Origin of the sequence: Thermomonas paludicola (assembly GCF_024498955.1) — a bacterium.
GTDB classification, from domain to species: domain Bacteria; phylum Pseudomonadota; class Gammaproteobacteria; order Xanthomonadales; family Xanthomonadaceae; genus Thermomonas; species Thermomonas paludicola.
Genome location: NZ_CP093311.1, coordinates 1,075,535 through 1,101,293, shown reverse-complemented (window position 1 = coordinate 1,101,293; position 25,759 = coordinate 1,075,535). Strand labels below are relative to the sequence as shown.

Here is a 25,759-nt window from a genome sequence, read left to right as displayed (position 1 = left end):
TTACGCCCTCGGCCCGTAGCGCAGCGTCTGCTGACGGCGGCGAACGACCTGATAGGGCCGCCACAGATAGCTGACCGGGATGCTCCACACGTGCACCAGGCGGGTGAACGGCGCCACCAGGAACAGGGTCATGCCAAGCAGGATGTGCGCCTTGTACACCCAGCTCACGTCACCGATGAAATCGGCCGCGCCGCCACGGAAGGTCACGATGTGCTGCGCCCATTCGGCCAGCGCCATCATCACGCCGCCATCCATGTGGTGGGTGGATTGCACGATGGTGTACAGGCCCAGCAGCAGCTGTGCGAACAGCATCAGCAGGATCACGGTATCGCCGGTGGTGCCGGTGGCGCGCACGCGCGGGTTGAACAACCGGCGCACGGTGAGGATGGCGATGCCGATCAGGCAGACCGCGCCGAATACGCCACCCGCCACCATCGCCAGCAGCTGCTTCTGCGGTGCGGTGATGAACGGTTCGTACACCGAATGCGGGGTGAGCAGGCCAACAAGATGGCCACCCAGGATCGCAAGGATGCCAAGGTGGAACAGGTTGCTGCCGATGCGCATGCCCTTGTCGGACAGCAGCTGGCTGGAACCGGTGCGCCAGGTGTACATCGACCTGTCGAAGCGTGCCCAGCTGCCGATGAAAAACACCGCCAGTGCGATATACGGATACATCTGGAACGCGAAGGTATTGAAGTAATTCATGACTGCACCTGGCGAATGTCGGCGGAGCGTGCGGGGATGCGGGTGGGCGGTGCGCAGTTTTCGTCGGGCGCCTCGTTGCCGAAGCGCACCGCCTCGTCCTCCCACAGCCGGTCCATGACTTCGGGAGTGTCGTCGCGCGGCTCTTCGCTGGCGCGCTGGCGCAATGCACCCAGTTCAAGCTTGCCGTCGGCAAACTCGACCAGGGTTTCCAGCAGCAAGGCATAGGGGCTTTCGCGCTGCCCGGCACGCGCGGCAAGCAGGCCCACGATATGGCTGACGTGGCGCAACCAGTCCTGGGCCTCTTCCTGCGGGCGCTGGCTGAGGTATTCCAGCACCAGCGGCAGATAGTCCGGCAGTTCCTTGGCGTCCAGTTCGTAGCCGTTCTTTCGATAGGCGTCGATCAGGTCCACCATGGCCTGTCCACGGTCGCGCGACTCGCCGTGGATGTGTTCGAACAGCAGCAAGCTCATCGAACGGCCGCGATCGAACAACGACAGCCATCGATCCTGCGCGTCCAGCGGATCGGACGCCAGCAGTTCGCGCACGAACTGCACGAATGCCGCGCGCCGTCCTGGCGGAAGCCCGGGGCCATCCACCGCCGCCAGCAGTTCATCGCCATGCTGCCACAGCGCATCCTGCGGGTAGTCCAGCAGCACGCCGATGAGCTTGAGCACGCTCATTCGACCACCTCGAACTTCTCCTGCCGGTTCGGATGCACCGCGTAGGTCGTGGTCTTGCGCTGGCTGAACAGGTCGGCCGGGCTGTCGCCGCTGCACCCGTTGCCGAACGTGAAGCCGCAACCGCCGCGCTCGCCAAACGCATCGTTGGCGTATTCGCGATGCGCCGTCGGGATCACGAAGCGATCTTCGTAATTGGCGATGGCGAGGTAACGGTACATGTCCTCGGCCTGGGCCACGGTCAGCCCGGCTTGCTGGAGCACCGCCAGATCTTCGACACCATCGACATTCATCGCACGACGCCAGGCGCGCATCGCCATCATCCGCTCCAGCGCGCGGATCACCGGGGCTTCATCGCCGGCGGTGAGCAAGTTGGCCAGGTAGCGCACCGGGATGCGCAGCGACCCGACGTCCGGCAGCTGCGCCGTTCATGCCCACGCGACCACGCTCGGCGGCCGACTGGATCGGCGACAACGGCGGCACGTACCACACCATCGGCAAGGTGCGGTATTCCGGGTGCAGCGGCAGCGCCAGCTTCCAGTCGATGGCCAGCTTGTAGGTCGGCGAATTCTTCGCGGCCTCCAGCCAGTTGTCGGGTATGCCTTCCGCACGCGCGGCTTCGATCACCTTGGGATCATTCGGGTCGAGGAAGATGTCCAGATGCGCCTGATACAGATCCTTTTCAGCCGGCACCGACGCCGCTTCCTGGATGCGATCGGCGTCGTACAGCAGCACGCCGAGGTAGCGGATGCGGCCGACGCAGGTTTCCGAACACACGGTGGGCTCACCCATCTCGATGCGCGGATAGCAGAAGATGCATTTCTCGGACTTGCCGCTCTTCCAGTTGTAGTAGATCTTCTTGTACGGGCACGCCGACACGCACATGCGCCAGCCGCGGCACTTGTCCTGGTCGATCAGCACGATGCCGTCTTCCTCGCGCTTGTAGATCGCGCCGGACGGGCATGCCGACACGCACGCCGGGTTCAGGCAGTGCTCGCACAGGCGCGGCAGGTACATCATGAAGGTCTTTTCGAAGGCGCCGTAGATCTCCTTCTGGATCCCGTCGAAATTGCGATCCTTGGCGCGCTTGGCGAACTCGGTTCCGAGGATCTCTTCCCAGTTCGGGCCCCAATGGATTTTCTGCATGCGCTCGCCGGTGATCAGCGAGCGCGGCCGCGCCGTGGGCTGATGCTTGCCATCAGGCGCCTGATGCAGGTGCTGGTAGTCGAAGTCGAACGGCTCGTAGTAGTCGTCGATCTGCGGCAGGTCCGGGTTGGCAAAAATCTTGGACAGCATCCGCCAGCGGCCGCCAGCGCGCGGCACCAGCTTGCCGGCACGGGTACGCACCCAGCCGCCATTCCACTTGTCCTGGTTCTCCCACTCCTTGGGATAACCGATGCCGGGCTTGGTTTCGACGTTGTTGAACCAGGCGTATTCCACGCCTTCGCGCGACGTCCACACGTTCTTGCAGGTGATCGAGCAGGTATGGCACCCGATGCACTTGTCCAGGTTCAGCACCATCGCGATCTGTGCGCGGACCTTCATCACACCACCTCCTTGGCATTGGTCGAGCGTTCCTGTTCGGTAACGGGATCGCCATCCAACCAATCAATTTTGTCCATCTTGCGCACGATCACGAACTCGTCGCGGTTGCTGCCCACGGTGCCGTAGTAATTGAAGCCGTAGGCGAACTGGGCGTAGCTGCCGATCATGTGCGTCGGCTTGAGCACCACGCGCGTCACCGAGTTGTGGATGCCGCCACGGGTTCCGCTGATTTCCGAACCGGGCACGTTGATGATGCGTTCCTGCGCGTGATACATCATCGCCATGCCGTTCATCACGCGCTGGCTGACCACCGCGCGAGCGGCGATCGCGCCGTTGACGTTGAACAACTCGATCCAGTCGTTGTCCTCGATCCCGGCCGAGCGTGCATCGTCCTCGCTGATCCACACGATCGGGCCACCGCGCGACAGCGTCTGCATGATCAGGTTGTCGGAATAGGTACTGTGGATGCCCCACTTCTGGTGCGGGGTGATCCAGTTCAGCACGATTTCCTTGTTGCCGTTGCTGCGCTTGTTGTGCAGCGGCTCGATGGTCTTGGTGTCCACCGGTGGGCGGTACTGCATGAAGCCCTCGCCGAACGCCAGCATCCACTCGTGGTCCATGTAGAACTGCTGGCGGCCAGTCACCGTGCGCCACGGGATGAATTCGTGCACGTTGGTGTAGCCCGCGTTGTAGCTGACGTGTTCGTCTTCCAGCCCCGACCAGGTGGGCGAGGAAATGATCTTGCGCGGCTGCGCCTGGATGTCGCGGAAGCGGATGGCCTCGTGCTCCTTGCCGATCGCGAGATGGGTATGGTCGCGCCCGGTGAATTCGCCAAGCGCCGCCCATGCCTTGACCGCCACGTGGCCATTGGTTTCCGGCGCCAGAGACAGCACGCATTCGGCCGCGTCGATGGCGGTGTCGATGTTCGGCCGTCCCTTGCTGACGCCTTCGTCGAGCACGCGATGATTGAGATCGCCGAGGAATTTCACCTCGTCCTTGGTATCCCAGTTGATGCCCTTGCCGCCGTTGCCCTGCTTGTCGAGCAGCGGGCCCAGCGACGTGAACTTCTTGTACAGGTTGGGGTAGTCGCGCTCGACCACCGCGATCGACGGCATGGTCCGGCCCGGGATCGGCTCGCACTCGCCCTTCTTCCAGTCGGTCACGCCGAGCGGCATCGCCAGCTCTCCGGGGGTGTCGTGCAGGGTCGGCACCAGCACCACGTCCTGCTCCACGCCAAGCACGCCAGGCGCCATGTCGCTGACGGTCTTGGCGATGCCCTTGAAGATGTCCCAGTCGCTGCGCGCTTCCCACGCCGGATCCACTGCCTTCGACAGCGGATGGATGAAGGGGTGCATGTCCGAGGTATTGAGGTCGTTCTTTTCATACCAGGTCGCGGTAGGCAGCACCACGTCGGAATACAGCGCGGTGGTGCACATGCGGAAATCCAGCGTGACCAGCAGGTCCAGCTTGCCTTCCGGCGCCTCGTCGCGCCATTTGATTTCTTCCGGCTTGACCGCGCCGCGCTCGCCCAGATCCTTGCCCTGCAGGCCATGGCGGGTGCCCAGCAGGTGCCGCAGCATGTATTCGTGGCCCTTGCCCGAACTGCCCAGCAGATTGGAGCGCCAGATGAACAGGTTGCGCGGGAAGTTCTGCGGCGAATCCGGATCGGCGTAGGCGAAGTCCATCGCCCCGCTCTTGAGCTGGGACACCACGTAATCGGCGGGGGTGCTGCCAGCCGCTTCGGCGGCCTTGACGATCCCCAGCGGGTTGCGATCCAGCTGCGGCGCGCTGGGCAACCAGCCCATGCGAATCGCCTGCATGTTGAAATCGGCCTGGCTGCCGCTGTACTTGGCCGGGTCGGCCAGCGGCGACAGCAGCTCCTTGATCTCGACCTTCTCGTAGCGCCACTGGTCGGACATGAAGTAGAAGAACGAGGTGCCGTTCATCTGGCGCGGTGGCTTGCTCCAGTCCAGGCCGAACGCGATCGGCTGCCAGCCGGTCTGCGGACGCAGCTTTTCCTGGCCCACGTAGTGCGCCCAACCGCCACCGGTCTGGCCGATGCAGCCGCACATCATCAGCATGTTGATGAGGCCGCGGTAGTTCATGTCGTTGTGGAACCAGTGGTTCATGCCCGCGCCGACGATGATCATGCTGCGGCCGTTGGTCTTGGCCGCCGTGCTGGCGAATTCGCGCGCGATCTCGATGACTTCGCCGCGCGACACGCCGGTGATCTTTTCCTGCCACGCCGGGGTGCCCGGCACGTTGTCGTCGAAGCTCGACGCCACGTTGCCGCCACCGAAGCCGCGATCCACGCCGTACTGCGCAAGCAGCAGGTCATAGACGGTAGCCACCGCCCATTCCTTGCCATCGGCCAGCTGCATGCGCTTCACCGGGATGTTGCGCTCGAGGATTTCGTCGAATTTGGACGCCGTCCAGCGGTCATGCTCGATGCCGCCGAAATACGGGAAGCTGACGGCTTCGATGCCGTCGTTGGCGTCCTTCAGGCTCAGGCGCAGGCGGGTCTCACGGCCCGCGCTGTCCTTCTCTTCGATATTCCACTTGCCCTTCTCGCCCCAGCGGAACCCCACCGACCCGTTGGGCACGCTGATTTGCCCGCTGTGCTCGTCCAGGCCGAGCGTCTTCCACTCGGGATTGTTGGTTTCGCCCAGACCGCCCAGGTCAGAGGCGCGCAGGAATCGCTGCGGCACCAGCCGCCCATCGGCGCGCTTTTCCAGCCGCACCAGCAGCGGCATGTCGGTGTACTGCCGGCAGTAGTCGACGAAGTACTCCGTCTGGCTGTCCACGTGGAACTCTTTCAGGATCACGTGGCCGAAGGCAAACGCCAGTGCGGCGTCGGTGCCCTGCTTGGGATGCAGCCAGTGGTCGGTGAGCTTGGCCACTTCGGCGTAGTCGGGGGTGATCGCCACCGTCTTGGTGCCGTTGTAGCGCGCCTCGGTGAAGAAGTGCGCATCCGGCGTGCGCGTCTGCGGCACGTTGGAGCCCCACGCGATGATGTAGCGACTGTTGTACCAGTCAGCCGATTCCGGCACGTCGGTCTGCTCGCCCCACACCTGCGGGCTGGCGGGCGGCAAATCGCAGTACCAGTCGTAGAACGACAGGCAGGCGCCACCCAGCAGCGACAGGTAGCGCGCGCCGGACGCGTAGGAAATCATCGACATCGCCGGGATCGGCGAAAAGCCGATCACGCGGTCGGGGCCGTATTGCTTCACGGTATAGAGATTGGCGGCCGCGATGATCTCGTTGGCCTCGTCCCAGTGCACGCGGGCAAAGCCACCCATGCCGCGGCGGGACTTGTAATCCTTGGCCTTGTCGGTGTCCTCGACGATGCTTGCCCACGCCTCCACCGGCGACTTGTCCTTGCGCGCCTGCCGCCACATGCGCAGCAGCGCGCCGCGCACCAGCGGGTACTTCATGCGATTGGCGCTGTACAAGTACCAGGAATAGCTGGCGCCACGCGGGCAGCCGCGCGGCTCGTGGTTTGGCAGGTCCGGCCGCGTGCGCGGGTAATCGGTCTGCTGGGTTTCCCAGGTCACCAGGCCGTTCTTGACGTAGATCTTCCAGCTGCAGGAGCCGGTGCAGTTCACGCCGTGGGTGGAACGCACGATCTTGTCGTACTGCCAGCGCGCCCGATAACTGTTTTCCCAATCGCGGTTTTCGGTCTTGGTGAGACCGTGGCCGTCGGCAAAGGTTTCGGTTTCGCGCCGGAAGAACTGCAGACGGTCAAGGAAATAACTCATGGGAACATCCTCTTGGCTGGCGAACGCAGGTCGCGCGCGCGCATCTTTCTGTAGGTGGCAACATGGACCACCGGATTGTTTTTGTCGAGCTTCAGCACGGTGTTTCGGCACCGCGACGGAAGTACCACCACCACGTCACCAGCAGGCACGTTGCGTAGAACGCGACGAAACCGTACAGGGCCATTTCCGGGCCGCCCGTCCACACGATCGACGTGCCATAGCTCTTCGGGATGAAGAAGCCGCCGTAAGCGCCGATGGCGGAGCTGAAGCCAATCACGGCAGCAGACTCGATGCCGGCCTGGCGCGTGGCGGCGGCCTTGCCTTCTTCGTTCTCGTTGGCCGCCCAGCGTTCGTGCAGCGTGCGGAAGATCACCGGGATCATGCGGAACGTCGATGCGTTGCCAATGCCGCTGAGCACGAACAGCGCCATGAAACTGCCGAGAAACCCGTGGAAATTCCCACCCTGCCCATGGTGCGGCAGGAAGTGCACCACCGCGAACACCGCCACGATCATCAGCGCGAACACCCAGAAGGTGAGCAGCGCGCCGCCCAGCTTGTCGGCCATCCAGCCGCCCACCGAGCGCATCAGCGCCCCGACCAACGGCCCGAGGAAGGCGTAGGTCATCGGGTTCACATCGGGGAACTGGGTTTTGATCAACATCGGGAAACCGGCCGAAAAGCCGATGAACGAACCGAAAGTGCCGATGTACAGCCAGCACATCAGCCAGTTGTGCTTGCGCTTGAAAATCACCGCCTGCTCGGTGAACGAGGAGCGCGCCGCGGCCAGGTCATGCATGCCGAACCATGCCGCGATGGCGCAGATCACCAGGAACGGCACCCACACGAAGCCGGCGTTCTGCAAAAACAGCTGCTTGCCCTCGGCGGTCAGCTGCGGCGCACCGGCGATGGCGCCGAACAGGCCAAAGGTCACCACCAGCGGAATCACGAACTGGGTCGCCGAGACGCCGAGGTTGCCCAGCCCCGCGTTCATCCCCAGCGCGAAGCCCTGCTTGGCCTTGGGGTAGAAGAACGAGATGTTGGACATCGACGACGCGAAGTTGCCGCCGCCCAGCCCGCACAGGATGGCGATGGCGACGAAATGCCAGTACGGCGTGGCCGTGTCCTGCACCGCGATGCCAAGCCACACGGCGGGCAGCAGCAGCGACGCCGTGGCGATGGCCGTCCAGCGCCGGCCGCCGAACATCGGCACCACGAACGAATAGAAGATGCGCAAGGTCGCCCCGGACAGCGCCGGCAGCGCGGCAAGCCAGAACAGTTCATTGGTGTCGAACTTGAAGCCCACCTGCGGCAGGCTGATGGTCACCGCCGAAAACATCTGCCAGATGGCGAAGGCCAGCAGCAATGCCGGTATCGAAATGGCCAGGTTGCGATTGGCGATGCGGTTGCCGGTTCGCGCCCAGAACGCGGCGTCCTCCGGGTGCCAGTCGTGAATCACGGAACCTACGCTGCGTGGCTTGACGGCCAGTTGGGCGTTCATGGGACATACCTGCTGATGGAGAAGCCTGTCGCGAGGCGCCGGGCCCTCTCGGACCATGGCCATGCCCTCGCCATGCCAACCATAGTGCGATACCGGCCCGGATGGGGATTTGACTGGAATCAAAATCACCCCGGCATGCCTGTGCTGGCTTGATGCAGATCAACCACCAGACCGCGCCCGCAGGTCGTTTCACCCTGTCTTTATGCCCGGGACCCGGCCCGGGCATTGGCTACGAAATGGTGGCTCCACGCCGAATCACGCCCCGGCTGCGCACGCTGTCGCGCACATCGACCTCGAAATCCAGCACGAGGTCCTCGCCCCCCGACGTCGAAAACCGCAGCGTCAGTCCGTCCCGACAGGGCAACCGCGCCACGTATTCATCGATCAAATGACGCGGCAAGCCGAAGCAAACGCCCTGCCCCTGCACGGCAAACGACGGCGCCAACGCCTCCAGCGCCCGCACCTGCAGGCACGGCGCCACGTCGCCCGGCAACACGGTCAGGTTTTCGACGACTTCGCCCGCTTGCAGCCGCGCCAGCTCCTGCTCGTCAATGCGCAAACGCAGGCGTTGCCCCTGCATTTGCACCTTCATGCGTGCGCCCCGTGGTCGTGCGCGTGCCCGCCGCCGGCATCATCCACAGGCGCATGCACATCGCCGCAAAGCGAACAGCCTTCGCTCCAGATGCTGTCACCGTCGATGTAGTGTTCCTGCTTCCAGATCGGGCTGGTGTGCTTGACCGCTTCCACCACTTGCCGGCAGGCGCGGAAGGCTTCATCCCGATGGGGGGTGCCGGCGGCCACTACCATGGCCAGGTCGCCAATTCCCAAGCGCCCTTTGGCATGCCCGATGTAGAGCTTGAGCTTGCCGTCGAAGTCGCGCTCGGCTTTGGCGGCGATCTCGGCAAAGCCATTCAGCGCCAGCGGCACGAACATGTCGTAGCTGATGCCGGTGACGACGCGGCCGTGGTTCAAGTCGCGCACACGGCCGACGAACAGGGTGATGCCGCCAAAGCCGGGGTCGGAAACGAACGCCAGCGCCGCTGCCGGATCCAGTTTTGCGTCGGCGATATCCACGACTGCGCAGTGATGCCTGTCCATGTCAGCCTCCGCTGACCGGCGGCAGCACCGCCATCTTGCCGTCGGCGGGCAGCGCCTCGGCGTCGCGCAGCACGCGGGTTTCGCTGGCAAACGCCGAGCGCGCCAGCAGCGCCGGGTTGAAGCCCGGCCAGCGCGCACGCCCGTGCGCGTCCAGCGCCGCGCGCAAATCGGCCACGCGCGCGCCCTCAGGCAGGACCAGCGCCACCTGCGCGGTGGGATCACAATCCCGGAACGCCCCAAACAAACTCAATTCGACTTTCAAAGTGTCACCACGCTGTCAATGTGCGGGGCCAGCAGATGCCCCAATCCGTACACCTCGACCAAATCGCCCGCAACGGGCGAGTCCTGATCCTCGGCCACCACGATCCAGCAATTCGCCTCCGCCAGCGGCTGGATGCGAAACGATTCCTGCCCCGCCAGTACGCGGGCCTGCAGCTGCCCCTTTGCATCCACCTCCAACTGACCTTTCAGATGGAAGCGCAGCGGCGCACGCTTGCGAAAACCGCCGGCCAGCGGCACCCGCAGCGCGCGCTCCGGGGCAAGCCCGGTCAACGCCCGCAGCGCAGGCTCCACGAAGAAGCGCAGCCCAACCGCCGTGGACACCGGATTGCCGGGCAGTCCGAAATACAGCTGCCCGTGCGGCAGGACGGCGAACAGCAGCGGCTTGCCGGGACGAATGCGCAGCTTGTGGAAATGCAGGGTTGCACCCACGCTGCGCAGCGCGTCAGGCACGAAGTCATGGCGCCCCATCGAAACCGCGCCCGTGCTGAGCACGACTTGTGCGCCCGCCGTCAACGCGCGCTCCAGCGCGGCCAGGAAGGCTGACGCGTCGTCGCCGACCGTTTCCCGCAGCACCAGCTTCGCACCGGCATCGGCCACCCGTGCGGCCAGATACGGGCCATTGCTGTTGCGGATCTGCCCCGACGCCAGCGTTTGCGTTGGATCATCCACCAATTCGCGGCCAGTGTTGAGGATGGCCACGCGCGGGCGCGGCATCACCGCCACCTCGGCCACCCCCAGCGCGGCCAGCAGCATCATTTGCGTCGCCTCGATGCGGCAACCTGCCGCCAGCACGCAATCGCCGCGCCGCACATCCTCGCCGCGCAGGCGCACATGCTGGCCAGGGTGCACATCGGCGGTCAGGCGAATGCGTTGGGGGCGACCCGCGCCATCGCGCTCCAGCACCTCCACCTGCTCCACCGGCACCACCGCGTCCAGGCCATCGGGCAGCCGCGCGCCGGTCATGATTTCCCAGGCACCTGTCGATGCAGCCACCTGCGCATCGCCCGCGGCCTGCGCGCCCGCCACGTCGAATTCGGTACCTGCCGCCAGCGGCGCATCGCCGATGCGCAGGGCAAACCCATCCATCGCCGAATTGTCGAACGGCGGCAGATCCTCGCCACTGACCACCGCTTCGGCCAGCACCTGCCCCACGGTTGGCGCCAGCCGTTGCACGGGAAGGCGCCCCGCTTCCCGGCGAATGATCGCCAGTGCTTCGGCGTGACCGATCACGGGTGCGCCCCGCCATCGATCATCGCCAGCGCATGCGCCAGCAGCGGCGCCAGCATGTCCATCCCCTGCTGCGCCGCGCGCGGGCTGCCCGGCAACGCCACCACCAACATTTGCCCCACCTGCACCACGCTGGCCCGGCTCAGCCAGGCCAGCGGCGTGTGCTTTGCGCTTTCGCTGCGGATCATCTCGGCCAGCCCGTCCACACTGCGGTCGGCCACCGATCGCAGGGCTTCCGGGGTCATGTCGCGCGCACCCAAGCCGGTGCCTCCGGTGCACAGGCACAGGCGCACGCCCTGGCCCGCCAAGCTGCGCAGGCGCTCGGCCAGGGGGTCAATGCCATCAGGCAACACCTCGACATGATCGACGCTGCCGCCCAGCTTGCGCAGGCCTTCCACCAGGACCGGGCCGGAGCGATCCTCGTACGCGCCATGGCTGGCGCGATCGCTGAGGGTGATGACGGCGCACGCCACGCCGTGCAGCCGGGCCAGGTCGCGCGGCTGGTAGTGCGCACGCTCATCGTCGCTGATGCCGTCGGGATGGATCCACAGCCCCTTCTTGCCGCCTTCCTTGAACAGCAGGCGGATGCCACTGATCGTCAGCGCCGGCTGCACCGGCTTGGTCAGGTCGTACAACGTGAGCAGCGCGGCATTGACCCCTGCCAGCGCCTCCATCTCCACGCCGGTGCGCGCCTCGCAGGCGGATTCGCAATACACGCGGATGGCGTGACGTTCCGGCACCGGCACGCAGCGTACGCGTACCAGTTCCAGCGAAATCGGATGACACAGCGGCATCAGCATGGACGCCATCTTGGCGCCCTGCAGACCGGCAATTTCCGCCATCACCAGCGCGTCGCCCTTGGGCAGGCGCCGCTCGATCACGACCTGATAGGCCTCCGCGCCGGGATGGAATTCCCCCACCGCCACCGCCCGCCGGCGGGTAGGCCGCTTGCTGCGGATATCGGCCATGTAAAAGGCCGCGTCGCGTTGCGTCGTCATGTTCAATCAACCACCAATCGAAGCCAGATGCGGGGTAATGCCGGTGTTGCCTTGATGCAGGCCGTGGCCGGCAGCCTTCAAGCCCAGTTGGGTGGCGATGCGCGCGACCAGGGCATCGTGATCGGCATCGGCCTGCAACAGTGGCCGCAGGGCGATGCCGAAATCCCCGAACAGGCACAGCCGCAAGTCGCCGCGCGCCGTCACCCGCAGGCGATTGCAACCGGCACAAAAATCCTTGGAATACGGGGCAATGACGCCGATCCGCCCGCGATAATCGGGGTGCGCGTACTCGCGCGCCGGGCCAGCATCAGCCGCGCGCGGGCGCAGCGTCCAGCCGGCATCCAGCAATTGCTGCTCCAGCATCTCCGCGCGCACGTGGTGGCGCTCGAAATACGCCTTGTTGTCGCCGGTACGCATCAGTTCGATGAAGCGGATCGCCACGTCGCGCTCGCGCAAATAGTCGCACCAGGCCGGCAACTCGCCGTCGTTCAAGCCGCGCAGCAGCACGGCATTGAGCTTGACCGAATCGAAGCCCAGCGTCTGCGCGATCTCCACGCCTTCGGTGACTTCGGCAAAGCGGTCATGCCCGGTGATGGCCGCAAAGCGCGCCGGATCCAGGCTGTCCAGACTGACATTGATCGCGGTCAGCCCCGCGTCGCGCCAGGTGCGGATATGCCTCGGCAGCAGGCAACCATTGGTGGTGATGGCCACCTTTTCCACGCCAGCCGTCGCCGATACCGCGGCGATGATCGACGGCAGATCCTTGCGCAGGCTGGGCTCGCCGCCGGTCAGGCGCAGCTTGCGCATCCCCAGCGCGGCAAACCCGCGCACCAGCCGCTGGATTTCCTCGAGGGTCAAAAAGGTCGGCCGGCCATCCGCGTGGTAGCCGTTGGGCAGGCAGTAGCTGCAGCTGTAGTTGCAGGCTTCGGTCAGCGACAGCCGCAAGTACGGAAACCTGCGACCGAAGCCGTCAACGAGAGGTTGCATGTTGTCGCTCCAGTCCAATGGCGGGAGGCCGGCCCGTTTCCAGTCCGACCCGGTGACCTTGGCAGGCCACGGCCCGGTTGCCATATCCCGCAGGGGACGCAGGCGGCCGGGCTTGGAGTTGCAGGGCTGACCCTGCGTGCTTGCCAGCATAGCCTTGATGGAGGCGGCCGCGCTTGATCGCCGTCAATATCGGCAAATTCGCTCTGCTTCACGCCCCCCGGCCACTGCGACAGAAAGGGCGGGCGTGTAAGCTTCGCGCCTGCCCACACAACGTGCCCGCACCATGAGCCTTGCCAGTTTCCAGGATCTACTCGACGCCGCCCATCGCCAGAGCGAGCCGCAGCGCCTGTTGTTCGTGTTCGCGCGGGTGGAGTTGCCCGAAAACGCCTCTGCGGAACAGCAGGCGCGCTTTGAAAAACGCGAAGGCGGCACGCTGTCGCCCGTGTTGTGCGTGGACAAGACTCCCGGCGAGGTGGCCAATTTCGCCGCGTTGGCGGAAGAGTCAGCCAATACCGGGCAGGACTGGGACATCGTGTTCGTCGGCAGCCTGTCGGGCCGTGCCGGCATCGCGCCAAACGCCGATGAAGCGGCACAACCGCTGCGTTTCATGGTGAATGCCATCAACGATGGCCAAGTCGCGCAGTTCGCCGCGTTTGACCGCGACGGCGAGATCCTGCAGTTCGGTTGAAAGGCGGGTGAAGGTCGGCTGGTTCAGCCGCCGACCACCATGGCCCGCACCATCTGCAGGCCGAGGAAGAACACGATCAACACCGTGTTGATCGCCCACACCACGGTGAGCGCCTGCGCCATGACGCCATAGCGCGGATCCTTGGCATTGGGCGCAGCGCGCCAGACGGCGGCCACGATCCAGGCCGTGTAGCCCAGCAGGAACACCATCAGGCCCAGCGTCGCACCGGGCAGCTGGTGATGATCGACCATGAAGGCGACCGCCAGCCAGAGCAGGTTGCTGGGAATCACGCCGTAGAGCCAGAACACCTTCCAGAGCGGGCTACGTTCGGGAAGATACGATGCGTGCGCTGCTTGCATGGGAAAGCTCTCCGGGGTTGTCCAAACCAGCATAGCACCGCGCCGACGGCTTGGCGCAAGCGGTTGCATCCACGCGGAGGATGGCTGTGCGACACTTCCGCGATGATGATTCTCGCCTTCACCGTGCTGCTGTATCTGGCGACCGCCGGCTGGCTGGCGGTTGATGCAACCCGCAGCCACAGTCCCGGTGCGCGCGGATGGCGCCTGCTTGCGCTGGTCGCCGTTCTGCTTCACGCCACGGTGCACGTCCTTGCCTGGCGGCAAACCGGAATCACCGACCTGCATTTCTATGCGGCGCTGTCCCTGGTGAGCTTGGGAATGGCAGCCATGACCACGCTGGCAGGCGCCGGCGGGCGCTTGCCCGCGTTGGGCGTGGTGGTGTTTCCACTGGCAGCCGCCCTGCTGCTGCTTTACAGCGTGTACGGGCACGCACGCCAGCCCGAGCCGTTGGACTGGCGCTTGTTGCTCCACGCGTGGCTGGCCCTGCTGGCCTATGCCGCGCTGGCGCTGTCGGCGGTGCTGGCGATGTTCCTGTGGGCGCAGGAGCGCGCCCTGCGCCAGCGCGAATTCCATGTCTGGCTGCGCGCCCTGCCCCCGCTGACCGAGCTTGAAACGCTGCTGTTCCGCACGATAGCGGTGGGCTTCATCCTGTTGACCGCCACCCTGCTGACCGGCGTGCTGTTCGTCGAGAACCTGCTGGCCCAGCACCTGGTCCACAAGACCGTGCTCAGCGTGCTGTCCTGGCTGGCATTCGGTGCCTTGCTGCTGGGCCGCTGGCGGCGTGGCTGGCGCGGCGTCACCGCTGTGCGCTGGACGCTGGCGGCGATGGCACTGCTGGTACTGGCATTCTTCGGCAGCAAATTCGTGCTGGAACTAGTGTTGCATCGCGCAGGCTGAACAATTTACTTGTCAGCGCAATGTTTGCATTGACAAATATTGCATGGGTTAGCAAAATGCCACCCCATGAACACGACGCCCCCGCCGGAAAGCGCCTGCAGCGGATCCTCGCTGGGCCTTCTGTTTCGCCAGGTGCGCGATGCCATGTGGGCACGCATGGCGCGCGAATTGGCCGAAGCAGGCCATGACCTGACCTTCAGCCAGTACATTGCGATCAAGAAACTGGCCAACGGCACCGCCAGCGTCACCGACCTTGCCCGCGCCGCCGATCTGAACCCCGGCGCGATGACCCGCCTGCTGGACAAGCTGGAGGCACGCGGGATTCTGGCCCGCGTGGCCGATCCTCAGGATCGTCGCGCCCTGCACATCGACCTGACCGAAACCGGGCGCCAGCTGTGGCGCGACGTTGACCAGTGTGGCCGGCGCGTGCGCGAGCGCGCGTTGCAGGGCATGGACGACGCCACCCGCGCGCGACTGACCCGCCTGCTGGAGCAGGTGCGCAACAACTTGCTTTCGACGGACTGACCTTCATGTTTCGAACCTCCCTTCTCGCCGTTGCCCTGGGCGGCGCATTGCTGGTGACCGGCTGCGCCAGCGGCGGCGGCCTGCACCCGGCCGCCGGGCCGGCCGATCCTGCCGCCTATGGCGTGACCCGCAGCCTGGCGGGCGCCCCGCTGAGCGACGCCGCATTCCCGCAACGCGATTGGTGGCGCGTGCTGGGTGATCCACAGCTGGACGCACTGATCGATGAGGCCCTGCGCGGCACGCCGTCGCTGGCCGCGGCGGATGCCCGCGTGCGCAAGGCGCAGGCGCAAGCCGGGCTGGCCGACGCCGCGCGCGAGCCGACGCTGGGGGGCAGCGCGCAATACGCCTTCGCGCAGCTTCCAGAAGGCCTGGCGGGCAAGGAGATCGGCGGCAAATTGATGCAGAACGCCGTGCTGATGGTGAAATTCGACTGGCCGCTGGACGTGTGGGGCGGCAAGCGCGCGGAGTACGAGGCGGCGCTCGACCAGGCCCATGCCCGCCAGATCGAAGCACAGGCGGCACGGCTGACGTTGGCGGCGAATGTGGCGCGCAGCTACGTCGCGCTGGCACAGGCATTCGAAACGCAGGGCATCGCCCGCCGCGAGCAGGCCCGCAGCGAACACCTGCTGCAGCTGGCGCAGCAGCGTGTCGATGCCGGGCTCGACAACCGCATTGGATTGCGCAACACGGAAGGCTTGATCGCCACCGCGAAGGCACAGGCGAGCGCCGCGCAGCAGCAAATCGACGCGTTGCGCAACACGCTGGCCGCGCTGCTGGGGCAAGGACCGGATCGCGGCCTGGCCATTGAACGCCCGCAGCTGCTGAAGGCATCCGCGCCCGCCCTGCCATCCACGCTGCCCAGCGAGCTGCTGGGTCATCGCCCCGACGTGGTGGCCGCGCGCTGGCGCGTGGAAGCGGCCGCGCAGACGATCAAGTCCGCCAAGGCCAGCTTCAAGCCCGGCATCGACCTGAGCGGGCTGGCAGGGCTGGCGTCGAGCGGGTTCTCCGACCTGTTCCGCAGCGATGCCCTGCTCGGCTTCGGCGGCCCCGCCATCAGCCTGCCGATCTTCGATGGCGGCCGCTTGCGCAACAACCTGGCCGCACGCGATGCGGACTACGACCTCGCCGTTGCAGACTACGACGCGACCGCCGTGCAGGCGCTGCGCGACGTCGTCGATGCCTTGCAGGCGATCCACGCACTGGACGCGCAGGGCGCCTCGCTGCAACAGGCGCAGACCGCCGGCAAGGCCGCGCTGGAACTGGCGCAAGCCCGCTACAAGGCGGGCCTGGGCACCCAGCTCGACGTGCTTTCCGCGCAGAAACCGCTGCTGCAGATCGAACAGCAGCTCGCTGGGCTGCGCGCGCAGCGCTACGCCGCCGGCATCAATCTGAACCTTGCACTCGGCGGCGGAATCGCCACCGATGCGCCGACTCCTTCCGCGTCGCCCGACGCCGCCGCCAACTGACGCCGCCATGACCACCGAAACCACGCCCAACACGTCCACCGGCGCAGCCGCACCGCTGCCGCCTTCGCAAAGCTCGCTCAAGCCCGGCAACGGCAAACGCCGCCGCGCCCTGCTGATCCTGTTGACCATCGTGCTGCTGGCCGGCATCGGCTGGCTGGCCTACTACCTGCTGGTCGGGCGTTGGCAGCAAGAGACCGACGATGCTTACGTTCAAGGCAACATCGTCAGCATCACCGCGCAAACGCCGGGCACGGTGGTGGCCATCAACGCCGATGACGGGATGCGGGTGACCGCCGGGCAAGTCCTGGTGCAACTGGATCCGAACGACGCCCAGGTGGCCTATGAACAGGCCGAAGCCAATCTTGCGGCCACCGTGCGCCAGGTTCGCGGCCTTTTCAGCAGCGCGGACAGCGCACAGGCCGACATCGACGCGCGCGAAGTGGCGCTGCAGCAGGCGCGCGCCGACGTGGCTCGACGTACCGGACTGGTCGCCAGCGGCGCGGTGTCTGCCGAAGAACTGGCGCACGCGCAGGCACAACTGAAGGCGATGGAGGCCGCGCTGTCGGCCTCTCGCGGGCAGCTGTCGCGCAGTCGCGCATTGATCGATGCGACCACGGTGGGCAGCCAGCCGCAGGTGCAGGCCGCCGCCGCACAGCTGCGCCAAGCCTTCCTGAACCTGCAGCGCGCAGCGATCGTGGCGCCGATCGACGGCTTCGTCGCCAAGCGCAGCGTGCAGTTGGGTCAGCGCGTGCAGCCTGGCAGCCCGTTGATGGCGGTGATTCCGCTGGATGAAGTGTGGGTGGATGCCAACTTCAAGGAAACCCAGCTGCATGGCATGCGCCTGGGACAACCGGTGAAGCTGGTCGCCGACGTCTATGGCGATGACGTGCAGTTCAACGGCACGCTGACCAGCCTCGGGCTGGGTACCGGCAGCGCATTCGCGCTGTTGCCGGCACAGAACGCCAGCGGCAACTGGATCAAGATCGTGCAGCGCATTCCGGTGCGCATCCAGATGGACCCCAGGCAATTGCGCGAGCACCCGCTGCGGCTGGGCATGAGCATGTCGGTGACCGTCAATGTACGCGACCAGGACGGCGCGGTCCTGCCGGCGGCGGCGCCGGGCAAGCCCGTGCTGGCCACCGATGCCTATGCCAGGCAGCTGCGCGATGCGGATGCGCGGATCGAGGCCGTCATCGGCAAGAACCTGGCACAGGGCCGCACGCCCTGATCTTCCCATGCAGGCGTCGCGCAGGCGGCGCGGCGCTTCGCCCCTCCCCCGCGGACGCCCACCGCCTGTCGCCGGCACCCCTCGCTGCCGCTCCCGCACCTTCTCCCCAATTCGCCAGCCCCATGTCCAGCATCGTTGACCAAGAAGAAGCCGCGGGCCTGCCGCCAGGCCGCGAGGCCACCACCACGCTGGCGAACTTCCGCCCACCCAATGTCGCCCTGACCACGCTGGGCCTGGCGCTGGCGAGCTTCATGCAGGTGCTGGACACCACCATCGCCAACGTGTCGCTGCCCACCATTTCGGGCAATCTCGGTGGCAGTGCCAACCAAGCCACCTGGGTCATTACCTCGTTCGCGGTCAGCACCGCCATTGCACTGCCGTTGACCGGCTGGCTGGCACGTCGCTTCGGCGAACGCAAGCTGTTCATGGTGTCCACGCTGGCCTTCGTGATCGCCTCGTTCCTGTGCGGCCTGGCACACAGCATGGGCCTGCTGGTGGCCGCGCGCGCCCTGCAGGGGTTCGTGGCTGGCCCGATGTATCCGGTGACCCAAGCCCTGCTGCTGTCGATCTATCCACCCGCCAAACGCGGCCAGGCCATTGCCCTGTTGGCGATGGTGACCGTGGTGGCCCCTATCGCCGGCCCGATCCTGGGCGGTTGGGTGACCGACAACTACAGCTGGGAGTGGATTTTCTTCATCAACATCCCGATTGGCATTTTCGCCAGCACCGTCGTGGGTTCGCAGCTCAAGGGCCGGCCGGAGAAGCTGGAAAAGCCGAAGATGGACTACGTCGGCCTGACCACGCTGGTGTTGGGCGTGGGCGCGCTGCAGGTCCTGCTGGATCTGGGCAACGACGAGGATTGGTTCGCCTCCACCACCATCGTGACGCTGGCCATCGTGTCGTCGATTTCGCTGGCGGTGTTCGTGATCTGGGAGCTCACCGACAAGGATCCGATCGTCAATTTGCGCCTGTTCCGCCATCGCAACTTCACCGCAGGCACCATCGCGATGGTGTTTGCCTATGGCGCCTTTTTCAGCGTGGGCATCCTGGTACCGCTGTGGCTGCAGCGCAATCTGGGCTACACCGCGATCTGGGCTGGTTTCGCCAGCGCGCCGATCGGATTCCTGCCAGTCATCCTGGCACCGCTGATCGGCAAGTACGCCAACAAGTTCGACCTGCGCATGCTGGCGACGGTGGCGTTCATCGTGATGGCCGTGACCAGCTTCACCCGCTCGCACTTCAACCTGGAGGTGGATTTCGCGCACGTGGCCATGGTGCAGCTGGTGCAGGGACTGGGGGTGGCGCTGTTCTTCATGCCGGTACTGCAGATCCTGCTGTCCGATCTGGAGCCCCATGAAATATCGGCGGGCTCGGGCCTGATGACCTTTGCACGCACGCTGGGCGGCAGCTTCGCCGCGTCGCTGACCACCTATGCGTGGTCACAGCGCACCACCGTACACCATGCCCAACTGACCGAACACATCAGCGCCACCGATCCCGCCATGCTGGAAACCGTTGCCCGCTACGGCGGCGGCGATCTCCAGCGCGGCGCGCTCGCGCTGGATCGGATGATGTCGCAACAGGCGCTGCAGATCGGGTTCAATGAAATCTTCCACCTGCTGGGACTCATCTTCCTCGGCGTCATCGTGTTCGTCTGGATCGCCAGGCCACCCTTTGGTGCGAAGACGGGCGTGCCTGCCGGCGGCGGCCACTGATGCGGGCTGCCGTCAGGCCTGTTCCAGCGCATCCGCCAGGCGTTCAACCGCAATGATCTGCATGCCCTTGTAGCTGCCGGACTTCGGTGCATTTCCGTTCGGGACAATCGCACGCTTGAAGCCGTGCGTTGCCGCCTCTTTCAGCCGTTCCTCGCCGTTGGGCACCGGGCGGATCTCGCCGGACAGCCCCACTTCGCCAAAGGCGATGGTCTTTTCCGCCAGCGGCGCGTCGCGCAAGGACGACAGCACTGCCAGCAGCACCGGCAGGTCGGCCGCGGTTTCCTGCACGCGGATGCCGCCGACCACGTTCACGAACACGTCCTGATCCCCCACCATGATCCCGCCGTGGCGATGCAGCACCGCCAGCAGCATGGCCAGCCGGTTGCCCTCCAGGCCAACCACCACGCGGCGCGGATTGGATAGCGGCGAGGCGTCCACCAGCGCCTGCACCTCCACCAGCAGCGGACGCGTGCCTTCGCGGGTCACCATCACGCAACTGCCGGGCTGCGGCTGGCCGCTGCCGGACAGGAAGATCGCCGACGGGTTGGACACCTCGCGCAGGCCGCCGTCCGACATCGCGAATACGCCCAGTTCGTTGACCGCGCCGAAGCGGTTCTTGAACGCGCGCAGCACCCGGAATCGGCTGCCGGAATCGCCCTCGAAATACAGCACGGCATCGACCATGTGCTCCAGCACGCGCGGGCCAGCGATACCGCCCTCCTTGGTCACGTGGCCGACCAGGAACACCGCGGTGCCGGTTTCCTTGGCATAGCGCACCAGCCGCGCGGCAGACTCGCGCACCTGGCTGACCGAGCCCGGCGCCGCGGTCAGGGTGTCGGTCCACAGGGTCTGGATGGAGTCGGCGATCAGCACGCGCGGCCTGGCGGCAACGGCGTGTTCCAGGATGCGTTCCACGCAGGTTTCCGCCAGCGCCAGCAGGCCTTCCAACGGCAACCCCAGCCGCTGCGCGCGCCCGGCCACCTGCGCCAGGGATTCTTCACCGGTCACGTACAAGCCCGGCAGGGTCGGCGCCATCAGCGCCAACGCCTGCAACAGCAAGGTCGATTTGCCGATACCCGGGTCGCCGCCGACCAGCACCACCGCCCCTTCCGCCAGCCCACCGCCCAGCACGCGATCGAATTCACCGATGCCAGTGGACACGCGTGCCTGCTCGCCAGTCGTCACATCGGCCAGGGCGGTGATCTTCGGTGCGTCCATCTTGCCGGCCCAGCCACCGCGCCGTGAGGCCGGCGACTTGGCCTGCACCACCGATTCCAGCACGATCTCCGCCAGCGTGTTCCAGGCGCCGCAGGCTTCGCACTGCCCCTGCCACTTGGCGTAATCCGCCCCACATTCGTTGCAGACAAACGCGGTACGGGTCTTGGATGCAGGCTTGGCCATGGGGATTCGCGGGTCGTGGATGCCGCTCACTTTAGCCGGCACCCGTCGCACCTGCCGAGACGCCGGACTCAAGTTTTCCCGTTGCTGGCCGCTGACGAGGACAAGCCTTCCCCGGCTGGACTCTGCCATGCGCATCAGCAATTCCAACCTGCAACTCTCCGCGCAACACGGTGCGCTGGACTACCAGCGCCGCCAGGAATCCTTGACCGCCTGGCGGGATGGCGCGAACGGTCGCCAGCAGATCAACATCACGTCCAGCAGCGAACGCCTGCACATGGGCGCCGGCAGCGAACGCCTGACCCTGAGCCAGGCGGCACGACGCCCCCCGATCCCCACGCCACCGCCCTCCCCGCCCGCACCGCAGCCGAACGCCGGCAACGCAGCCGACGACACCGATGCCAGCGTGAAGGACACGGGCGATTTGCGGTTCACCCTGTTGCGCTTGATGCTCGAGCAAATGACCGGCCACGCCATTGCCGTGTTTGACAGCAGCGAGCTGAGCGCAGACCCCGATGCCACGCCGCCACTGCCGGATGCCGGCGCCAGCAATGCCACGCAAGGCAGCAACAATGATCGCGCCGGATGGGGGCTGTCCTACAACCTTGAAGAAACCCACGTCGAGCAAGAGTCCACGCAGTTCAGCGCACAAGGCATCGTGCGCACGGCCGACGGCAAGGAAATCCAGTTGACACTTGAGTTGAACATGAGTCGCGAGTTCGCCAGCCAGAACAGCCTCTCGATCCGTGCGGGCGATGCGCTGAAGGACCCGCTGGTGGTCAATTTCCAAGGCAACGCTGCGCAACTCACGCAGACCACCTTCAAATTCGACCTCGATGCCGATGGCCGTGCCGACACCATGCGCGCAGTCGTCTCCGGCAGCGCGTATATCGCCCTGGACAAGAACGGCAACGGCAAGATCGACGATGGCCGGGAACTGTTCGGCGCGCTCAGTGGCAACGGGTTTTCCGAACTGGCGAAATACGACGATGACGGCAACGGGTGGATCGACGAAAACGATGCCGTGTTCAAGCAACTGCTGGCCTGGAATGGCGAAGCCGGTACGGCCGGCGGCAAGCCCTTGCAGACGCTGGCGCAGCTGGGCGTTGGCGCCCTGTACCTGGGCAACGCCAGCACGCCATTTACGCTCAAGGACAGCAGCAATGCACTGCAGGGCGCCATCCGCGCCAGCGGGCTTTATCTGCGCGAAGACGGAACTGCCGGCACGCTGCAACAAGTGGATCTGGTGGCATAGGCACAGCGCAGGCCCGGCAAGTGGAATGAAACGGGTGACCCGCAGCCTCCGCTGCGGCATGCTTGCCCATCCTTTCCACCGAACCTGACCGATGCCGATCCGCTGGCTCTCTGCTTTCCTGCTGTCACTGCTGCTTGCCGCCTGCGCGCACCAGCGCACCGCCTCCGACGCCACGCACTGGGCCAACGCGCAGCAGCTGGTGTTGGTCACCAGCGACGACTGGAATGCAACCGGTGGCGAACTCCGGCGCTTCGAACGCAGCAACGCTGGCTGGCAGCAGGTCGGTGACGCGGTGCCAGTGCTGCTGGGCCGCAGCGGCAGCGCGTGGGGCATCGGCCTGAACGCCACACGCGGCGACGGCCCCATCAAGCAGGAGGGCGACGGCCGCGCACCGGCCGGTGTATTCGCCATCGGCACCGCGTTTGGCTACGCCAGCAGCGCACAGACCGGGCTTGGCTACAAGGCGATGGGCGCCAACGACTGGTGCATCGACGTGCCCGAGTCGGCCTATTACAACCGCATCATCGACCGCAGCGTGGTCAAGGCGCCGTTCCTCGACAAGTCCAGCGAGCCGATGCGCCGCGACCTCCACGCCGACGGCGACCAGCGCTATCGCGAAGGCTTCGTCATCGAGCACAACGCAGGCGGCGGCGCGCGCCAGGGCGGCAGCTGCATCTTCGCCCATCTCTGGAAAGACCCGCAGACCACCACCGCCGGCTGCACGGCAATGGCGCCGGCCAGCATGGACGCGCTGCTGGCCTGGCTGGATGCACGCCGCAATCCCGTGTTCGTGTTGTTGCCGAAGGCGCAGTACGTCGCGCTGAGACATCAATGGAAGCTGCCGGAGGCAAGCCTGTGAGCCAGACCGCGCGCGTCCTGTCCGGCTTGATCGCCGGCATCGCCATCGGCATTTTGTTGGCGTGGCAGGCGCCGGAGCTTGGCCTGCGCATTGCCGCCACCGTCGAGCCGTTCGGCAAGCTCTGGCTCAACGCCCTGCAAATGACCGTGGTGCCGCTGGTGTTCGCGCTGGTGGTGGTGGGCATCAACCAGGCCAGCGATGCCGCCCACTCCGGGCGCGTGGCGCGGCAGGCGATTCTCAGTTTCGTGATTTTGCTCACCGCGGCGGCGAGCATGGCGGCGCTGCTGGCGCCGCTGGCACTGTCGATGCTGCAGCCAGACCCGGCCGTGGCGGTCGCACTGCGCGGCCATGCCACGGCGTTGCCGATCGCCAGCGGCGGCTGGGCCGATGCGCTGACCGCCATCATCCCCAGCAATGCCCTCGCTGCAGCCGCAGCCAGCGCGATGCTGCCATTGGTCACCTTCGCACTGTTTTTCGGCTTCGCCCTGACCCGCATCGACGCCGCCCCGCGCGCGCAGGTGGTGGGCCTGCTGAAGGCGGTCAGTGACGCGATGATCGTGATCGTGCACTGGGTGCTGTGGGCCGCGCCGGTCGGCATTTTCGCGCTGGTGCTGGCGCTGACCGCGCGCTCCGGGCTGGGCATGTTGCAGGCGCTGGGCATTTACATCCTGCTGGAATGTTCACTGTACGTGCTGGCCATCGTGCTGCTGGTGGTCGTGGCTGTCATCGTGGGTCGCCAGAAGTTCGGGCATTTCATGTCCGGGCTGGCTCCCGTGCAGGTAGTGGCGGCCAGCACCCAATCCTCGCTGGCCACCCTGCCAGCCATGCTGGACAGCGCCGAAAACAAATTGGGCTACCCCAATCGCATCGCTGGCCTGGTGCTGCCGATGGCGGTGTCGCTGTTCCGCATCACCTCGCCGATCCAGTACATCGCCACCGCCTGCTTCATCGCCTGGGCGCTGGGCGTGGATCTCGGCTTTGCGCAACTGGCGACGGGCGTAGCGCTGTCGGTGCTGGTCAGCATGGGCTCGGTGGGCCTGCCAGGCCAGGCGATCTTCCTCGCCACCAACCTGCCCATCACCTCCGCGATGGGCCTGCCGATTGCCGCGCTGCCGGTGCTGATGGCGGTGGACGCGATCCCCGACGTGCTGGCCACCGTGGGCAACGTGACCGCCGACATGACGGCGACGGCCATCGTGGCGTCACGGAACGACGAGCAGGCGCCATCCGCTCCACCCGCAACCACCGCTTGACAAGCTTCGCCGCAGTGCAGCAGAGTCGCCCCATGTCCCGTCACATGACCATCACCACGACCATTGCCACCTGCCCGGCGCGGTCGGTCAACTGTTCGCGAGCGACTACACCTGCCAGGACGTGCGCAAGCGCGCTGCCTTCGATTCGATGAACCGGCCGATCAACGCGCAGGGCGTCGGCGTCGACGAGCCAACTTCGAAATACGGGTTCTTCTGAAGGATCGCGCCGATGCCGTTCGCCGAAGGTTCATCACTGCTGGTACGCAACATCGATGCCTTCGGGCCGGCACTGCGCAACATCCTGCTGCTCGGCACCGCCGACGGGCTGGCCCGGGCGATTCCCGATTGCCAGCCGCTGATGGACGGCTACGAGGGCTTCGCCGTGACGCTGCCTGCGCCCGTCGCGGCGCAGTCGGCGCTGATCGAGGCGGCGCTGCCCGATGGCGCCGATGGCGGCAATACGCTGATCCTGCTCGCCGACGCCGACCAGCTCGTGCTGAAGGCGCTGCACGCGGCAACCGGCTTCCTGAAGGCGCGCGGCTTCATCGTCAATACGCTGTACGCGCGCACGCTGTTCATCGGGCCAGCGCAAGTGCGCGTCAACCCGATCCACTACGAAGTGATGTTCAACGAGGCTGGCAAGGTTGCCGCCAACCTGCGGCGCGGCCACTACCTCGAGTTCGGCACCTTCGACGGCCGCACGTTCACGCTCGCCTGGCACTCGATGGCGCAGCGCTGTCCGTCGATGCGCTTTTTCGGCTTCGACAGCTTCACCGGCATCCTCGGCGCGCGCAACGACGAGGTCTACGCCGACGGTACCTACTGCTCGAACCGCGAGACCTTCGAGCACAACTGGCGCGTCGCCGGGCTCGATCCGGCACGCTGCGCGTCGGTGCCGGGCGACTTCCGCGAGAGCCTGGCCGAGCCGGGCCTGCGCGAGCGTCTCGGCATTGACGCCGCGGCCGTGGTGCACATCGACTGCGACGTCTACGAGGCGGCCAAGGTGGCGCTTGAATTCGTCGCGCCGGTGCTGCAGCAGGGCTCGGTTCTGCTGTTCGACGAGTTCCATGCCAACCACGCGTCGAACGCAACCGGCGAGCGCCGCGCGCTGCGCGAGCTGTTGGCCGCGCATCCCGAGCTCGAGGTCGAGCGCTGGCACGACTACGCCGTCGAAGGGCGGTCGTTCCTGGTGCACCGGCACCGCTAGCTAGCCCGACCTGTTGCGGGTGACACTGACAGTGACCTTTCTGCGCATGCCAGCAACAGTGATGCCACGGTTCCACCCGTAACCACCACTTGACAAGGTTCGCTGCAGTGCAGCAGAGTCGGCCCATGTCCCGC

Annotated in this window: 22 protein-coding genes, 1 pseudogene and 1 riboswitch; of the genes and pseudogenes, 10 read left to right on the top strand and 13 right to left on the bottom strand. The window is 66.1% G+C overall.

What is annotated here, in order from left to right; all coding sequences use genetic code 11:
• The 11 genes and pseudogenes from narI to moaA all read right to left on the bottom strand — a co-directional run bounded on the left by narI (position 1) and on the right by moaA (position 12,775).
• Positions 1–705, bottom strand: a complete 705-nt coding sequence (gene narI, locus LIW09_RS05175) for a respiratory nitrate reductase subunit gamma (protein ID WP_256646889.1) — start codon at positions 703–705, stop codon at positions 1–3.
• Entirely contained in the window at positions 702–1,385 is a 684-nt protein-coding gene (narJ, locus tag LIW09_RS05170; protein ID WP_256646888.1) for a nitrate reductase molybdenum cofactor assembly chaperone, read from the bottom strand. The genes narI and narJ overlap by 4 nt, the downstream gene beginning before the upstream one ends.
• A pseudogene (gene narH, locus LIW09_RS05160) lies at positions 1,382–2,927 on the bottom strand (nitrate reductase subunit beta). The gene narJ and the pseudogene narH overlap by 4 nt, the downstream one beginning before the upstream one ends.
• The gene (locus LIW09_RS05155) at positions 2,927–6,685 is read right to left on the bottom strand and encodes a nitrate reductase subunit alpha (RefSeq protein WP_256646885.1); all 3,759 of its coding nucleotides are present in this window, start codon (positions 6,683–6,685) and stop codon (positions 2,927–2,929) included. Before LIW09_RS05155 ends, narH begins: the two are co-directional and overlap by 1 nt.
• A gap of 91 nt (positions 6,686–6,776) precedes the next feature.
• Positions 6,777–8,183 carry a NarK family nitrate/nitrite MFS transporter gene (locus LIW09_RS05150; protein ID WP_256646884.1) on the bottom strand — a complete coding sequence of 469 codons (1,407 nt, stop codon included), beginning with the start codon at positions 8,181–8,183 and terminating at the stop codon, positions 6,777–6,779.
• Between the two features lie 229 nt (positions 8,184–8,412).
• A complete protein-coding gene (locus LIW09_RS05145; RefSeq protein WP_256646883.1) occupies positions 8,413–8,775 on the bottom strand; it encodes a hypothetical protein in 363 nt (120 codons plus the stop codon).
• The gene (locus LIW09_RS05140) at positions 8,772–9,281 is read right to left on the bottom strand and encodes a molybdenum cofactor biosynthesis protein MoaE (protein ID WP_256646882.1); all 510 of its coding nucleotides are present in this window, start codon (positions 9,279–9,281) and stop codon (positions 8,772–8,774) included. The genes LIW09_RS05145 and LIW09_RS05140 overlap by 4 nt, the downstream gene beginning before the upstream one ends.
• 1 nt (position 9,282) lies before the next feature.
• Positions 9,283–9,543: a MoaD/ThiS family protein gene (locus tag LIW09_RS05135; protein ID WP_338064836.1), complete on the bottom strand. Its 261-nt coding sequence runs from the start codon at positions 9,541–9,543 to the stop codon at positions 9,283–9,285.
• A complete protein-coding gene (locus LIW09_RS05130; protein WP_425507915.1) occupies positions 9,540–10,793 on the bottom strand; it encodes a molybdopterin molybdotransferase MoeA in 1,254 nt (417 codons plus the stop codon). The genes LIW09_RS05135 and LIW09_RS05130 overlap by 4 nt, the downstream gene beginning before the upstream one ends.
• A complete protein-coding gene (moaCB, locus tag LIW09_RS05125; protein ID WP_256646880.1) occupies positions 10,790–11,788 on the bottom strand; it encodes a bifunctional molybdenum cofactor biosynthesis protein MoaC/MoaB in 999 nt (332 codons plus the stop codon). The genes LIW09_RS05130 and moaCB overlap by 4 nt, the downstream gene beginning before the upstream one ends.
• A gap of 6 nt (positions 11,789–11,794) precedes the next feature.
• Entirely contained in the window at positions 11,795–12,775 is a 981-nt protein-coding gene (gene moaA, locus LIW09_RS05120; RefSeq protein ID WP_256646879.1) for a GTP 3',8-cyclase MoaA, read from the bottom strand.
• A riboswitch (molybdenum cofactor riboswitch) is annotated at positions 12,767–12,906 on the bottom strand. Its footprint overlaps the gene before it by 9 nt.
• 152 nt (positions 12,907–13,058) lie before the next feature.
• Here moaA and LIW09_RS05115 point away from each other — a divergent pair.
• The gene (locus LIW09_RS05115; protein WP_256646878.1) at positions 13,059–13,463 is read left to right on the top strand and encodes a ribonucleotide reductase subunit alpha; all 405 of its coding nucleotides are present in this window, start codon (positions 13,059–13,061) and stop codon (positions 13,461–13,463) included.
• 23 nt (positions 13,464–13,486) lie between these two features.
• Here LIW09_RS05115 and LIW09_RS05110 read toward each other — a convergent pair whose 3' ends face one another.
• A complete protein-coding gene (locus LIW09_RS05110) occupies positions 13,487–13,822 on the bottom strand; it encodes a hypothetical protein (protein ID WP_256646877.1) in 336 nt (111 codons plus the stop codon).
• 102 nt (positions 13,823–13,924) lie between these two features.
• Between LIW09_RS05110 and LIW09_RS05105 the strand changes: the two genes are divergently transcribed.
• The 5 genes from LIW09_RS05105 to LIW09_RS05085 all read left to right on the top strand — a co-directional run bounded on the left by LIW09_RS05105 (position 13,925) and on the right by LIW09_RS05085 (position 19,653).
• Positions 13,925–14,719 carry a cytochrome C assembly family protein gene (locus LIW09_RS05105; RefSeq protein ID WP_256646876.1) on the top strand — a complete coding sequence of 265 codons (795 nt, stop codon included), beginning with the start codon at positions 13,925–13,927 and terminating at the stop codon, positions 14,717–14,719.
• A gap of 66 nt (positions 14,720–14,785) precedes the next feature.
• A complete protein-coding gene (locus LIW09_RS05100; RefSeq protein WP_256646875.1) occupies positions 14,786–15,244 on the top strand; it encodes a MarR family winged helix-turn-helix transcriptional regulator in 459 nt (152 codons plus the stop codon).
• A gap of 5 nt (positions 15,245–15,249) precedes the next feature.
• Complete coding sequence (locus LIW09_RS05095; protein ID WP_256646874.1) at positions 15,250–16,710, top strand: efflux transporter outer membrane subunit; 1,461 nt, start codon at positions 15,250–15,252, stop codon at positions 16,708–16,710.
• Positions 16,711–16,717: 7 nt separating this feature from the next.
• A complete protein-coding gene (locus tag LIW09_RS05090) occupies positions 16,718–17,938 on the top strand; it encodes an HlyD/EmrA/EmrK family protein (protein WP_256646873.1) in 1,221 nt (406 codons plus the stop codon).
• Between the two features lie 122 nt (positions 17,939–18,060).
• Positions 18,061–19,653, top strand: coding sequence for a DHA2 family efflux MFS transporter permease subunit (locus LIW09_RS05085; RefSeq protein ID WP_425507914.1), 1,593 nt, complete (start codon positions 18,061–18,063; stop codon positions 19,651–19,653).
• Between the two features lie 12 nt (positions 19,654–19,665).
• Here LIW09_RS05085 and radA read toward each other — a convergent pair whose 3' ends face one another.
• A complete protein-coding gene (gene radA, locus LIW09_RS05080) occupies positions 19,666–21,054 on the bottom strand; it encodes a DNA repair protein RadA (protein WP_256646872.1) in 1,389 nt (462 codons plus the stop codon).
• 127 nt (positions 21,055–21,181) lie between these two features.
• Here radA and LIW09_RS05075 point away from each other — a divergent pair, with 127 nt between their 5' ends.
• The 4 genes from LIW09_RS05075 (at position 21,182) to LIW09_RS05060 (ending at position 25,625) form a co-directional block, all read left to right on the top strand.
• Positions 21,182–22,306 carry a hypothetical protein gene (locus tag LIW09_RS05075; RefSeq protein ID WP_256646871.1) on the top strand — a complete coding sequence of 375 codons (1,125 nt, stop codon included), beginning with the start codon at positions 21,182–21,184 and terminating at the stop codon, positions 22,304–22,306.
• A gap of 91 nt (positions 22,307–22,397) precedes the next feature.
• The gene (locus LIW09_RS05070) at positions 22,398–23,165 is read left to right on the top strand and encodes a L,D-transpeptidase family protein (RefSeq protein ID WP_256646870.1); all 768 of its coding nucleotides are present in this window, start codon (positions 22,398–22,400) and stop codon (positions 23,163–23,165) included.
• On the top strand, positions 23,162–24,418 hold the full coding sequence (locus LIW09_RS05065; RefSeq protein ID WP_256646869.1) for a dicarboxylate/amino acid:cation symporter: 1,257 nt from the start codon (positions 23,162–23,164) through the stop codon (positions 24,416–24,418). The genes LIW09_RS05070 and LIW09_RS05065 overlap by 4 nt, the downstream gene beginning before the upstream one ends.
• A 229-nt stretch (positions 24,419–24,647) precedes the next feature.
• The gene (locus LIW09_RS05060) at positions 24,648–25,625 is read left to right on the top strand and encodes a class I SAM-dependent methyltransferase (protein WP_256646868.1); all 978 of its coding nucleotides are present in this window, start codon (positions 24,648–24,650) and stop codon (positions 25,623–25,625) included.
• Positions 25,626–25,759 lie beyond the last annotated feature (134 nt).

Bases quoted from the DNA above. Each gene is read 5' to 3' on its own strand.
- narI (WP_256646889.1), bottom strand. From the start codon at position 705: ATGAATTACTTCAATACCTTCGCGTTCCAGATGTATCCGTATATCGCA.
- narJ (WP_256646888.1), bottom strand. From the start codon at position 1,385: ATGAGCGTGCTCAAGCTCATCGGCGTGCTGCTGGACTACCCGCAGGAT.
- LIW09_RS05155 (WP_256646885.1), bottom strand. From the start codon at position 6,685: ATGAGTTATTTCCTTGACCGTCTGCAGTTCTTCCGGCGCGAAACCGAA.
- LIW09_RS05150 (WP_256646884.1), bottom strand. From the start codon at position 8,183: ATGAACGCCCAACTGGCCGTCAAGCCACGCAGCGTAGGTTCCGTGATT.
- LIW09_RS05145 (WP_256646883.1), bottom strand. From the start codon at position 8,775: ATGAAGGTGCAAATGCAGGGGCAACGCCTGCGTTTGCGCATTGACGAG.
- LIW09_RS05140 (WP_256646882.1), bottom strand. From the start codon at position 9,281: ATGGACAGGCATCACTGCGCAGTCGTGGATATCGCCGACGCAAAACTG.
- moaCB (WP_256646880.1), bottom strand. From the start codon at position 11,788: ATGACGACGCAACGCGACGCGGCCTTTTACATGGCCGATATCCGCAGC.
- moaA (WP_256646879.1), bottom strand. From the start codon at position 12,775: ATGCAACCTCTCGTTGACGGCTTCGGTCGCAGGTTTCCGTACTTGCGG.
- LIW09_RS05115 (WP_256646878.1), top strand. From the start codon at position 13,059: ATGAGCCTTGCCAGTTTCCAGGATCTACTCGACGCCGCCCATCGCCAG.
- LIW09_RS05110 (WP_256646877.1), bottom strand. From the start codon at position 13,822: ATGCAAGCAGCGCACGCATCGTATCTTCCCGAACGTAGCCCGCTCTGG.
- LIW09_RS05105 (WP_256646876.1), top strand. From the start codon at position 13,925: ATGATGATTCTCGCCTTCACCGTGCTGCTGTATCTGGCGACCGCCGGC.
- LIW09_RS05100 (WP_256646875.1), top strand. From the start codon at position 14,786: ATGAACACGACGCCCCCGCCGGAAAGCGCCTGCAGCGGATCCTCGCTG.
- LIW09_RS05095 (WP_256646874.1), top strand. From the start codon at position 15,250: ATGTTTCGAACCTCCCTTCTCGCCGTTGCCCTGGGCGGCGCATTGCTG.
- LIW09_RS05090 (WP_256646873.1), top strand. From the start codon at position 16,718: ATGACCACCGAAACCACGCCCAACACGTCCACCGGCGCAGCCGCACCG.
- LIW09_RS05085 (WP_425507914.1), top strand. From the start codon at position 18,061: ATGTCCAGCATCGTTGACCAAGAAGAAGCCGCGGGCCTGCCGCCAGGC.
- radA (WP_256646872.1), bottom strand. From the start codon at position 21,054: ATGGCCAAGCCTGCATCCAAGACCCGTACCGCGTTTGTCTGCAACGAA.
- LIW09_RS05075 (WP_256646871.1), top strand. From the start codon at position 21,182: ATGCGCATCAGCAATTCCAACCTGCAACTCTCCGCGCAACACGGTGCG.
- LIW09_RS05070 (WP_256646870.1), top strand. From the start codon at position 22,398: ATGCCGATCCGCTGGCTCTCTGCTTTCCTGCTGTCACTGCTGCTTGCC.
- LIW09_RS05060 (WP_256646868.1), top strand. From the start codon at position 24,648: ATGCCGTTCGCCGAAGGTTCATCACTGCTGGTACGCAACATCGATGCC.